The organism is Microbulbifer sp. SE14 (genome assembly GCF_059834885.1).
The window spans coordinates 49460-62731 of record NZ_JCBAJA010000029.1; the positions used below are offsets into that span (position 1 = coordinate 49460).

General features: G+C 58.3%; 6 protein-coding genes and 1 pseudogene. 1 reads left to right on the forward strand and 6 read right to left on the reverse strand.

Annotation, left to right across the window (positions count from 1 at the left end; genetic code table 11):
* Positions 1 to 118 precede the first annotated feature (118 nt).
* Positions 119 to 2509 (reverse strand): zinc-dependent metalloprotease, encoded by a 2391-nt coding sequence (locus AC6R19_RS18135; protein ID WP_500581259.1) that lies wholly within the window; start codon positions 2507 to 2509, stop codon positions 119 to 121.
* A 194-nt stretch (positions 2510 to 2703) separates the two neighbouring features.
* Here AC6R19_RS18135 and AC6R19_RS18140 point away from each other — a divergent pair, with 194 nt between their 5' ends.
* A complete protein-coding gene (locus AC6R19_RS18140; protein ID WP_500581260.1) occupies positions 2704 to 3492 on the forward strand; it encodes a DUF2884 family protein in 789 nt (262 codons plus the stop codon).
* 306 nt (positions 3493 to 3798) lie between these two features.
* On the opposite strand, the gene AC6R19_RS18145 is transcribed toward AC6R19_RS18140, so the two are convergent.
* From AC6R19_RS18145 to AC6R19_RS18165, 5 genes and pseudogenes are all read right to left on the reverse strand, one after another.
* Positions 3799 to 7182: a S8 family peptidase gene (locus AC6R19_RS18145; RefSeq protein WP_500581261.1), complete on the reverse strand. Its 3384-nt coding sequence runs from the start codon at positions 7180 to 7182 to the stop codon at positions 3799 to 3801.
* 1573 nt (positions 7183 to 8755) lie between these two features.
* Positions 8756 to 9526 (reverse strand): annotated as a pseudogene (locus tag AC6R19_RS18150) (transposase); the annotation flags it as partial.
* Positions 9527 to 9664: 138 nt separating this feature from the next.
* On the reverse strand, positions 9665 to 10042 hold the full coding sequence (locus AC6R19_RS18155; protein ID WP_500581262.1) for a hypothetical protein: 378 nt from the start codon (positions 10040 to 10042) through the stop codon (positions 9665 to 9667).
* A gap of 151 nt (positions 10043 to 10193) precedes the next feature.
* Positions 10194 to 11732, reverse strand: a complete 1539-nt coding sequence (ltrA, locus tag AC6R19_RS18160; RefSeq protein WP_500581263.1) for a group II intron reverse transcriptase/maturase — start codon at positions 11730 to 11732, stop codon at positions 10194 to 10196.
* A 690-nt stretch (positions 11733 to 12422) separates the two neighbouring features.
* Positions 12423 to 13220 carry a DUF5677 domain-containing protein gene (locus tag AC6R19_RS18165; protein ID WP_500581264.1) on the reverse strand — a complete coding sequence of 266 codons (798 nt, stop codon included), beginning with the start codon at positions 13218 to 13220 and terminating at the stop codon, positions 12423 to 12425.
* Between the last annotated feature and the right edge of the window lie 52 nt (positions 13221 to 13272).

Sequence of the window (13272 nt, forward strand, 5' to 3'; positions counted from 1 at the left end):
CGCAGCGAAGCTGCCCGAAGGGCCGAGCACAGGGATATGCTCGGCGAATATCCCGGAACTTTCCAGACACTCCCCATTCGCCTGCAAGCAGGCTCCTACAAGTTTTTTTCGCCTCTGATTAAATCGGCGAGCCCGGCGGCATCGCCACCAGATCCCCTGCTTCCACCTTCAGCTCGCCATCCATAAAGGCGGCGATGCGCTGCGCCTGGTGGAAATAGTGGGCGCTGTAACCCTCTGGATCCTCGCCAAAAAGTTTCATACCGCCCATCTCATGCTGGAACCTGGCCAGCTGCAGATTGGCCTTGGCGCGCACCGATTCCGCCGCATTCTTGTCGCCCGCCAGCAGCATCAGCTTGTGGATATAGGCGTGGTTGACGCGCTGGTGAATGGCCGCCTGCAGGCCGGTGTGTCTGGCATCCAGCGCCCGACCGGTGAGCCGCTCCAGCAGCGAGCCGAAGCCCGGGATTTCACTGGAGCGCGCGTGCTGCTGCTCCATGCGCGCGGCGCGCTGCGGGTGCAGCAGAATGGACAGGGTATGGCCGGCGGCGGCCTCGCTCATGGCCACGGCATCGAAGGCGACGCCGGTGTAAGAGGGGAAGCTCTCATCGGTGCGCCCGTAGCCGTAGGACTTGGGCGGCAGCAGCTGCAGCACCCGCTCCGGCAGCGCCAGGAATTCCGGCTCCAGGGTTGACAGCAGGGCATCCACCGCCCGCTGCTGCCGCTCCGCCGGCACCAGTGTGTAGCTGTTCTGCTCGGCGCCGTTGTACAGGTAGTCGTAGTCGAGGCCGCCGATCAGCTTGCCCACGGCCTCCGCCTGGTAGCGGTGGCCGTAGTAGACGGGCACCAGCGTCTCCTCCAGGGAGGAGCGCGGCGCATCCTGGGGATTGGCGGCGGTGGAGAAATTGTCCAGCGCGTAGCGACGCAGCTCCACCATGCGCGCGAACTCCGCCAGCGGGTCGGCGCCGTTGTCCCACAGGTGGGAGACGGCGTGGGCGTCGTTGATATCGCGGGAGTCCGGATCGGAGATAAAGCGCAGCTGCTGCGCCTCGGCCTCGGCGATCACGCCGGCCAGATACTGGGCCTCGTTTTCGGCCTCGCCGTAACCGTAGCGGATTGCCAGCCTGTCCCAGGCGCCCAGCCCCTCCGCATAGGCGTCGGACAGTTCCAGCTCTTCCCCCTGCAGTGATACCAGCGGCGCCGGGTAGTCCATCACCGAGGCGCGGCCGTCGACGCTGGCGGCGAAGTTGTGGGCCAGGCCCAGGGTGTGCCCCACCTCGTGGGCGGACAGCTGGCGGATGCGCGCCAGGGCCATCTGCTTCAGCGCCTCGGTATCGGCATTGTCACTGCCGTAGGGCTGCAGCAGCCCCTGGGCGATCAGGAAGTCCTGGCGCACCCGCAGGGAGCCCAGGGTGACATTGCCCTTGATGATCTCACCGCTGCGCGGATCGACAATCGAATAGCCGTAGGACCAGCCCCTCGTCGAACGGTGCACCCAGTTGATCACGTTGTAGCGCACATCCAGCGGGTCGGCACCCTCGGGCAGTAGCTCCACCCGGAAGGCATTCTCGTAACCGGCCGCCTCAAAGGCCTGGTTCCACCAGCTGGCACCCTCCACCAGCGCGCTGCGCACCGGCTCCGGCACCCCGGAGTCCACGTAGTAGACGATCGGCTCCACCGGCTCGTCACTGCCCGGCTTCTTCTCCAGCCGGTGGCGGTAGATAAAGCGCTGGTCCAGGGGCTGGTCTATCGCCGTCGCGTAGTCCCGGTACTCGAACGGGAAATAGCCGCTGCGGCTGTGGAAGCGGCGCGGCTGGTAGTTGTCATCCGGCAGCGCCACCAGGGAGATATGCTGGCGCAGGGACACCAGGGTCGGGGTCGGCACCACCTCCTTCAGGTACTTGCCCGGCGCGTCGCCAGCGAAGGTCAGCTGCGCCTCGAACTCGCTGTTCTTCGGAAAATTCTTCGTGCGCGGCAGGTAGACGGCGGACTTGGACTGATCGACGCTGTAGCTGCCCTGCTCGGTCTGCTTCAGGCGCGCAGCTATGCCGTGCTGGTCGCTGAGCAGGAAGGGGGTGAAGTCCACCAGCGCGCGCTCGCCGTCCCGCGCCACTATCTCGAAACCCCAGAGCACTGACGAAGCAAAGGCCTCGTCCACCGCGCGGCGCTCGGCAGTATTGTCGGAGCGGGCGCGGTACTTCAGGTTCATTTGGTGCAGCAACACCTTGTTGCCCACCCGCTGAAACTTCACCACCCGGCTCTCGCCCACCTGGTTGCGGTCCAGTCCCACCGGGTTGGAACCCAGGCCCTGGGCCAGGCCGGTCAGCAGCAGGAAGTCACGGTCGAACTCGGCGATCTCGAGCAGAACCCTGCCCTCGCCGTCGTCCCAGTAGAAGTCGTGGTAGCCCGGCTGTTTCTCCATGTCCGCGGTGTAGTCGGTGATGCTCCCGGCCTGCGCGGCCAGGCTGGATAACAGCAGCAGCGCCCCCAGGCAGAGTGTGCGAATCGACATAGGCCGTCCCTCATTTATTGGATTTGTTGGGAACCCCCGGTAGGGTGGGGAGTTCGAGGAAATTGTGACAGGTTACCACCTAATCGCCCCAACGTAAGTCGCTTCGGGGCCGAAAAAATTTTTGTCCCGGCTGCATCCAGGCTGCGCACTCGAGCCGTCTCACTGGCATAACAGAAAGACTGGGGACAATTTCCATGTGGAAACCACTCGCACTAACCGCCGCCATACTGCTCCCGGGTACCGCCCTGGCCGGGAATATCCACCTCACCACCGGCGACGAGGAACACTGCAGCGCGGAACTGAACCAGGCCGTACGCGTCGGGCCCGACTTCCTCGAAATCCGCGAAGACCGGGAGGACAGCGAAACCCGGGTGCACTTCCAATCCCCAGCAAAGCTGGTGGTCGACGGCGAGACAGTTGAACTCGACGAGCGTCAGCAGCAGCTGATGCGGGATTACCAAAGCCAGCTGCACGGCGCCGGGCGGGAAGTCCTGCTGATTTCCCTGGAGGCCGTGGATGTCGCACTGAACGGCATGTCCGTCGCCCTGACCACACTGGCGGGGCCGGATCACCCCGACAATATCGAGCTGCAGCAGGCGTCAGAGGAACTACTGCGCCGCGTCGAAGCGCGCCTCAACCGGGAGGGGGAGATCTACACCCTCGGTGATCCGGATATCGACGAATTTATCGATCAGACGATCGAGGAGGAGTTCGAGCCCAAGATCGGGAAGCTGGCCAGGGATTCAGCCGGCACCATTGCCTGGCACGCGCTCAAGGCGGCCTTTACCGGCGGCCGCAGTATCGAGCGCCGGGCCGAGGAGGCCGCGGAAGAGATCGAACAGAAGATGGATCGGCAGGCAGAGCAACTGGAGCGGAGGGCGGAGGGGCTTTGCGGGCGGCTGGAAAGTATCGATCGGCTCGAGGACGAGGTACAAAAAACCATTCCCGCTCTGACACCCTACGATATTGTCAATATCGAGTAGATTGGAAAGAATAGCCCTCAATACTCGGCCGCTTCGCGCAGCCTCTATTCCACTAGCACTATTTCCGCCCCCTCCGCCGGCAAACCGGATACCTGCAGGCTATCCCCACTGTCGCTCCTGCGAACTTCGATCGCAATAATACGGCTGGACAGGGTTTTTGCCACCGGATCGTTCGGCCCTCTTGGGTTACCGGGCGGGTTTGCGGAGTTGCTTGAACCACCTCCATCGCAGGCGAAAAGAGATAGAAGCAGTGCGGAAAGAGCCGGCACGAGAAGTGCGTGTCTGCAGTTCATGGGTGTACTCTGTTTACAGTGCAATATCGTAGCTTACGACGAAGCGGGTTTCGCCCACTGCCAGCGGGAGAGGCCCGTCTCCCAGAATGAAGGTCAACTCAGCATCGTCGGCGAGAAAACGTTCACTGGCGATCAGGATGTCACCCTCATCCGGGATTGCGTTACCGTTACTGTCCAGATAAAGCTTCGCCATGGCAATATCCACGTTGTCGTCACCAGTGCCGGCCGCTTGCAGGGTCAGGCTGGCAAGCTCGGTTTCCACGTCCGTTTCCAGGCCGAACGCATGCACCACAACATCTTCCTGCCCCCGGCCTACCTCACCCCCTTGCGGGACGCCGGGCAGAAGGCGCACTCCAGCACTTTTCGCTTGCCAATAACGCGGATTGAAGCGCTGCGCATCCTCCTTGTCCACGGCCCCATCGCCGTCTGTATCTACTGCATTCGCCGCCTGCAACCCCAGTACAAACGCTCCCCGGATGGTGTTGTACACGCTGTTGCCGGAGATGTCCTCAGCGGAGATACGCAGATGGGCGATGGCAGTATCCGATACCTCAGGCAGTAGGGCGCGGTAGCGGCCATCCGCCAGCAGTACGGTTTCCAGCGGCAGCCAGTCACCACCATCCAACGCCAGCTCCGCAGTGAGCCTATCCAGTGGCTGCTGGTGCTCAAGAGTAAGGATCAACTCGGCATTAGTACGCGCGTAATGGGAGATGGTGCCGTCCTCCAGCAGTTCCAACATAGCGATGCGCGGTGAGCTGACGCCGTCCAGACTGTTTAGCTGCACCTTGGCGCTGGAGGTATATTCGATATCACCGAGCGAAGTTGGGTATTCGAAGTCCACCTGTACCGATGTGCAACCGACTGGGGCATAGGAAATATCGTACTCCCAGAGGTAATCGCCGCTCCGGAATTCTTCACCACCGGGCAGACACTTAGCACTAAAGTGCAAGCCCTGATCGTAACCATTTCCCCAACTATCCATTACCCAACTGGCAGAGGCGTAGCCCCCGGGACTCGGCCATGGCCGGTAATAGCCGTCATCGTTACGCAGACCACCGGCCCAGAACCTGGGTCCCAGCCCCATCAGTATCACGCCATTGGGTCGCTCCAGTATCAACTCCGGTGAATCGGAATTCCAACCGTTATTGCGGCGCAGCTTGCGATAGGTATCTTTACCGATGGACAGCTCGTGACTAAACAGCTGTTGGCTCCAGTCTGCCGATTCCACCAAGAAGTCCAGGAACGTTGGCCAGCCGTAAAAATCATCCTCTCTCCCGTAAATCGTGAGCAGTATCGATGCGTGACTCATTTCGTTTTCGATGGTCCACCAGTTCCAGTCTGGTCCATAGGTGTGCGCACCATAGCCCAGGCTGTACCCACCGCGATTCCACACAGGGTTTCCGATCAGCAGCTGCACGCTGCCTAGGTCGCCCAGTTCGAATTGCAGATCCGCGGGAAAGCCCGGCTGACGGCGCTTGACGGTATACAGCCGACGATCCTGCGGATGAGCGTCCGGCTCCTCCGCTAGACCGAAATAATCCACGCGGAAGCTGTCGGGCAGGTTGTGAATTGTCTTCAGCTGAAGATCGCCACTGTAACTCAGGCGATAGCTGAAGGCAGGGAAATCCGGATGTGAGAGTTCCAGAACCTGCTCCATAAATTCAAGTTTCTTTCCGCTCGGGGTTTGCAGCGGCGGCACGCCGAACCCGTGTTTGCCGGCGGGCACAGCCAGCGCCCCTTCGCTCGCTCGCCAGTTTTCCACCACATGCAGGGTATCGAAGTGGTCAACGCCGAACACTATGTTCACCGGCTCATCGCGCACCGCCGCGTAGAGGGTGGGGTCGCTGCTCTCATAGCTGTCGGTGCTGACCCAGCCTTGCCAGTCATCGGTAAAGAGGCCGGCGTGGTAACTCCAGTAATCGCCGGGTGGACTGTCCTCGCGCATGGCGAGTAGGCCCGCGCGGTGGAAGGCCACCGGCAGACGCACCCGCTCTTCACCAGCGGCAAATTCCAGCGCAGAGTCGTAAGGTATGTACAGAGACTCGCGATAAGGTACCCGGCTGCGGTCCACGCTCAGGTTCGCGACCTGAGCACTGCTATCGCCGGCCGCCAGCTCGAACTTGCCGGGGGACAATACCAGGGCCGCCCCCTCAGGGAGAGAACCTGTTTCCACCACGGTGAACTCTGACGATGCATTCAGACTCTTTATCGTCACCGGCAGTGACCGGTTATCGTAAGCACCCACACCGAAATGCCCCATATACAGGGTCGGCGGATTGACCAGAAAGCTTGCACTGGCGGCGGCAAAGACGTCCAGTTGCCCGTTGCCCACGGCGATCAGTTCCCCGTTTACCGGATTGGCGCGGTTGACCAGCAGCGCCTTGATCTCTGAACTATCCAGTTCCGGGTGCAGCTGGCGCAGCAGGGCAGCGGCGCCGGCCACATGGGGCGCGGCGAGCGAGGTGCCGGATTCCGTGCGGGTACCACCACCCATGGCGGTACTGGCGATCGACACTCCAGGGGCCAGTATCTCCGGCTTTACACTGCTGCTGCTCAGATCCAGGCCGGTACCGAACATACCTCGCGAGCTGAAGTCGGCCACCTGATCCGCGCTGTCCACCGCACCCACGGTAATAATCTCCCCGGCGGCTCCGGGGCTGTTGATGGTATTGTAATTGGGGCCGTCGTTACCGGCGGCGGCGACCACCACCACGCCGGCACGCATCGCGGTATTGGCCGCTATGGACAGTGCCGAGGTGCCGCCACCCCAGCCACCCAGGCTGAGGTTGATCACGTCCACCGCGTCATCCGTGTTTGGATTCCCGTCCGGATCCACCGCGGCTTCAATGGCAGCGATGATGTCGCTCTCGTAACCGTAGCCATCGCTATCCAGCGCCTTGTAGGCATAGAGGCTGCTCCCGGGGGCCACGGCTGCGGCCACACCGGCCACCAGAGTACCGTGGAAGTGGTCGTCCATGGGGTCTCCGTCACTGTTGACGAAATCGTAGCCGCCGATTACCCGGCAACCGGGGCCGAAGCAACCACCCAGATCCGGATGCCTGTAGTCGATACCGGTATCAATAATGGCGATATTGATGCCCCGCCCGTCAACGGCCCTGTTCTGGGCATCGCGCATACCCCACACCTCTGGCGCACGGATCTGCGGCACACTGCCGGTGAGCAGTGCACGCACCTTCCGATCCCGCGTTACCGCTCGCACTTCCGGCAGCGCGGCAATACCAGCTATCTGGTCAACGCGAGCCGTTGCGCTGATGGCATTGGCCGCGCGGGTGAATCTGCGGACCTGCCCGCGTACCAGTTTGCGACGCTGCAATTCCGCCACTAGTTGCTGCTGCTCACGGCTCAGCTTGTGATGCTGCGAAGCGAAAGCTCTCATATCGCGGCCGCTGCCGGCTGGGCGCGCACTTAGCCCCATCCGGCCGGCACGCTCCAGGGCAGGGGTTTCACGAAGGTCGATAATGATACGTACCTCCTCGTCCGCGCGGCGGTCAACGCGCTGAGACCAATTATTCCGCCCCGGGTCATCCGGAATGGCGCTTTGCTGTAACCCGGCATAAGGAAACCCGGTTTCTGGGTCTGCTGACACCGCCAGAGAGGCTACAAAAATTGCCGCGAGTGGGAGCAGGAAGACCGCCTTTTTGCGCATGAAGAATACCCGTTATCCTAATTATTTATCTGGCCCGGCATGCCCAATGGATTGCACCTGATGGAGGTATCACAGATTAACTGGTGTGTGAAGGAAGGAAAAGTCTCGAGCCGTCTCAAGGCAGCAGAGTGATTCAGCCTGTCTTACCAGACTCAGAATCGGATATGGACTGGAGGGCTCCCTACAGCGGGAGGAGAGACAATAGTATTTTTCCGATCCTATGATCTTGTTGGTCTTTCAATGCGCAACTGGCCCCACCCGACTACGGAGTCACGAAATCCGTCATATTTACTTGGTACTTAAACGTCAATCCCAGAAAACGGCTTCTAGCAGCCCGTGGAAGAGCAGAAAATGCAAGCTACACACCAGTTTGCCATGCATTCTTCACGCTGTTCCTAAGAAAATCGTGAACAGGCCCCCACATTAGACAGCCCTGCCAATCAGTTCCTGTTTGCGGATATAAAACAATCTGCCACCAATCCGCGCTAGCCTCATTGGCAGGAAAGTCAGGCACCCGATCACAACTATCTATGGCTGGTGACTCTGTAAATTTCTCCGCCCGCTGCGCTAGCCAAGCTCCGAAGACTGCCATATATTCTTGGCGTCATAACCGTCTTTAATAACACCCAAGATCATAGGGGTATTCGATGCGCGATAAGTTATCCATTCAATGCGGGACGATGTTTTTACTTACCACCCTGATCAGTGCATGCGGAGGCGGTGGCTCTGGCGATGAAGGCGGAGGCCCAGCAGCCAATCAGCCGCCGGTCGTCGGTATTTCTCCATCCACGATTAAGGAAATGTATCGCTTGAACTAACAAACACCAATCAGCTATCCGTTACTCTCAAGGCACCAGATGTCGAACAGGACGAAACGGCTGTACTTTCTCTCACGGTTACCGATAACGAAGGCGCGGAAAGTGCTGCCGAAGTAACACTGACCATTCAAGCAACTTCGGCCTTTTCGGTAAAGGGTAGAGTCACCGATAACCCGGTCCCCGATGCCCAGGTAAGATTTACCATTGGAGACGAAACATTCGAAACCATCGCAGATGCGGACGGCCGCTACAGTATCGATCTGGCACCGGGCCTCTCGCTGGAAGATAACGTGGTTCGCGCGGAAGCAATCGCACCTTCAACCAACAGCCAACTAAAACTCGTTTCACTGCTTGGCAGTGTGGGCGAACTCATGCATTCAGCTGGTGAAGACGGCATACTGACCCGCGCCCCCTGTGTCAGCATAGATGTCGCGCCCACTTTTTTAACCGGAAGTGGGCGCGACATCTATGCTGACACAGGGGGCGGCGGCGATGCCGTTGTAGCCCTGGATGGTGCCTTTGCTTGTGGTCATTTTGGCAAATTCGTTATCGGTGATATTGCTCTTTACTTCTTTCTGGTTCTTTCCCTGCCCCTTCCTTGGGGTTGCCGTCTTTAGGAACTGATCAATTTTATCGAAGTGCTTCTGGAGGGTTTCAGTGGCCTGGGCGAGCTGCTTCTTTCGGTCTCGCTCTTGGGGCTTTCTCCTGTCTAGCCGTTTGTGCTCCTCCATACAATGCCGGATCTTTTTCTGGATCTTGTCCCGCTTCTGTTCTAGCTCTTTGAAGGTGCCGGAGTGCTCCTTCGACGCATCTGAGGACATCTTGCAACCATCGATAGCAAAGAGTTCATTGCCCAGCAGACCCTGCTGGTCACAGACTAACAGTACCTGCTCGAAGACGGACTCAATGGCGTTTGGGTAGCCACTAACGAAACTTGCGATGCTGGTGAAGTGAGGAACGGAAGCGCAAGAGAGGGCTTTGAAGATGATGTTATGTTCACATTGCCACTGGATCTCGCGGCTGGAGGTTATGCCTTTGGCGTAGGCAAAGAGGACAATCTTGAGCAAAATCGCTGGATCGTAGGCAGCTCTGCCGCCCTGGTCATTGCTGTACTTGTCGTAGAAGGGGGAGAGATCGATATAACCGTCGATCAGACGATGGAGGGTAAACTCGAAAGTACCGGGCTGGAGCTGGTCTTCGAAGTTGATGACGACCATAGCGTCCTGGCTGTAGCTGTATTTTCTGAAGTTTGGCATATCCCCTCCCTTTGAGGGTCAAATTCTACCAAAAAACGCTGGGTTTTAAGAGTTTTTCTACAGCCTGAACGCCTTGGGTAAGCTGCCGGTGCGGAGCGCAGCGTAGTACCGGTCAGCTTCACCCACTGGTTATGCGGTTTACGGACCCTCAAATACCAACTCCAATTTATTTGGGTTGGAAAGCACTTTTGTAGCCAGAGCCATCAACTTGGAAAGGTAACTCTGCAAGAGCTGATCATTTAGCAACGATTGGAGGAATTCCAACTCATCAAGCGTCCATTCAACTTGGGCAGCTCTATACACCCACCGATTAGATAGATCTTCTGGAGCATGCTCAGGAAATTTGAGCTGATAGGCTTTGCCTACCCCTAGAATTCTTTCCATTACTCTTTCAGGGACGTGAACGCATGCAGCATCTGAGTCAGGATAAAAATCTCTTCTCGATCCTGCTTCGACCACAGCGACCATAAATTCTGGATCGCCTTCAAGATCTTCTGACGTCAATAGATACTTCATGCTCTATCTCGCGCCGAGTAGCCAGGAGCCGTCACCGACTCCCGGCCCTCTAAGAACCGTACGTGCGGGTTTCCTCGCATACGGCTCAAGCCCCTCAAAGGCTCTGTGAACCCGGCGGTTTGACTCGTTATCAACAATTTTGCGCTCCACATTACGCCGCCAGTCTGTATCTGGCAAGATACACCCGGTCTGCTCGCCGGTACTGCCGTTGCCAGCGCTTACGGAAGTAGCTTCCATAGCCCGGCGTGTAGGGGGTAGCATTCGCCACGATCTTGATGTGGCGCCGGATCGGCAGATCGCTCAGTTTGAACAGGGTCACCCGGCGGGTGATCCCGAGAGCGGTTCGGGTTTGGCCTGTAAACACCCGTCGGTAGCTGCCGTTTGGCGTGCGCTGCGGGCGGGTGTAATGGCCGTAGAGCCAGCGTTTCTGGCGATTCTTGTGTCGCCGTCGCATCCACCACCACAGCGCCTCGTAGACCAGGGTATCGATCAAGGCGAAGGTCGCCTTGGATACCCAAGGGCGGTAGTAGTTGAACCAGCCACGCAGCACGCGGTTGAGGCGTGTCAGCAGCTGGAAGGTGGGTAGCGCGACGCCGCGCTTGATGAGGGTGCGGATCTTTCCTGCGAAGGCCCGGACCTTGTCCGTGGCGGGCCGGGTCAGCAATTTGCCGTTGTACTTGCGCAAGTTGCAGCCGAGGAAGTCGAACCCTTCGCCTATATGTGCGACACGGGTCTTCTCGGGGGACAGGGTGAGCCCGCGCTCGGCCAGGAAGGCTTCGAGGGAGGGCCGCACGCGCTGTTCCAGTAGCTCCCGGCTGGCGCCGGTGATGACGATATCATCCGCGTAGCGGATGACGTTGACGCAACTGCCACTCTTGAGCACAGAGGCCTCGATGGCGGCTTCCAGCCCATCCAGTGCCATGTTGGCGAGGAGCGGGCTAATGATGCCGCCTTGCGGCGTGCCGTCGTCGGTCTGGTGGTAGGTGTATCGATCGATGTAGCCGCACTTCAGCCACTGCCGCAGCGGGTGTTTATCCATGGGGATATGCGCCAGCAGCCAGTCGTGGCTGAGGTGGTCGAAGCAGCCCTTGATATCCGCATCCAGTACCCATTCGGCACAGGTCCTGCGGGACAGGGCAATAAAGCACTGTTGCAGGGCATCTGCGGTCGAGCGCTTGGGACGGAAGCCGTAGGAGTGCCTATCGGCTGTTGTCTCTGCCCAGGGTTCCAGTGCGAGGCGCTGCAGAGCCTGGGCCGCTCGATCTGCCATGGTGGGGATGCCCAGGGGGCGCTCCTTGCCATTGGCCTTGGGGATGGAGATACGGCGCAGCGGTTGGGCGCGGTAGCCGCGCCGCTGCAGGGAGCGGAGTGCTTCGGATCGATCCTGTGGCCACCGCCAGGTGACGCCGTCGATTCCGGGAGTCTTGCGGCCGCGGTTGTGCATGACACGGTGGGCAGCCAGCAATTTTCCAGCGTAAGAACTGGTGAGAAGCCGTTGCAGTGCGCGGGCTTTGTTGTAACGTTTGTCTTCAACCGCCTTCGCGATACGCCGCTGCAGCCGGTAGACGTGGCAACGGGCTGTCTCGATGGCCATTGCTGGCCTGTCGGTCTGGCTCGCCGTTCCCGCTGGGGGCGCACCGGCACTGGAACGCGGCCTGTCCGTTTCCGGGTGCTCCACGTACGCCGTCATTTGCTTTCCCCCACAAAACCGGTTCTCCAGCCTCTCTCGCGATGAGGCACCAGCTGGACGTCTGCTCGCTTTCGCGCCGGGCAAAGTTGGAACCCGTATCCGCACCATTACAGCACGGCATTCGCTTCTTCCAGCCTCCTACACCCGCACCGCAATCGGCTCGCCTTACGACTCGCTTTCCGGTTGCCCGGTACGATACGGGGTTATCGTGTTCCGTATAAATCTCTAGATAGGTTAGGCCCTGTCTGTCCCCCGGTGGAGCAGCATCTGCGTGGCGAGACGTTATAAGCCCGCCAACCTGTCCACACACCTTTTGGTTGAAGCCTGTCAGCACCTTGGGCTTCTTGCGCATAACGGGAGTTGCGACAGTTCACCTGAGTTGACCATGCTACCCATTCCTAGCCCCTTACCGCCTCGGTGCTGGCAGAGTTGAGAATCCCTTGCGGTTTTCTCTCCCGGGCAGTGCCCGCAGGTTACATTGTCCCGGCAGCTTCACACCCGGAAATTACTTTCCACGCATGTGCCGGTAGGAAACCGATGGCAGAACATCGAGTTACATCGTTCTGAGAAATGACCTCCTGTGATTCTTCAGAGTGTGTAACAGAAATTTATACGACTTCACGTCGCAAATAACGCCGCGCTCTGGGGCAAACCGAAGCGCAGCGTAGGTTTGTCCCTAGCAGCGCTTTGCTAGCCATTTGGTCCATCATATTTTTGATCGAATATCATGAATATTCTAGTGTTTACTCTTTCGACCCAATCGAGGACATTGATCATATTCTCATCTAGGCAATCAATTCGTTCTAACCAAAGCCGATATGACTCATTGCAAAATTTGAGTGTCGGACATATATATCTCACATCAGCCTCATGGTAGAACGGGTATACGGAAAACGTGGAGTCTTCATTCTTCTGAAGACACCAGTCCATTGATTCGTTCCACGATCCATGTATTGATTCAGACATCATTCCGTATGTGTATTTGTAAAGATCCTCGTCTGAAATTTCCTTGAAAATATCGAAGAATGTCTTGCCTTGAAGTCTCCATCGATTTTTCTTTTGCTCTTTGAAGTCGTCTTCTGTGAATCCCTCTAGATCCATCTTTTCCTGTACAGATTTGAGCAGTCGTTTCCCTGCCTTTGTCTCAAAGAATCGAGAACCTTCTTTGAGTTCACGCAGTATCCTTAATCGGTCTTTGTACGAGCACTTCCTGTAATCTTCAATTACATCTGAATCGCTCATTAGCAGATATTCTGCTGTCACTGCGGCTTCGATTAATGGCCTTTCTAGAATGCTTATAATTTCAGCATTATCTTGCTCGTAGTAAGTTACTATCTCTTTGAGCAGCTTCCATATCCTGGTTAGCAACCCCAAAATAGGAGCATCTTCCAAGCTGAAACCTGTAGGGTTTCGATCAATATTCCGAATCCTAGTGGGCCATGCGGAAAATAAGGTTACGTGATTTGAGTTCACGTATACTCGCCTCATGGATACTCCTGACGTTTTTACAATTACCGCTCATGATGCAGCGATCCTGGAA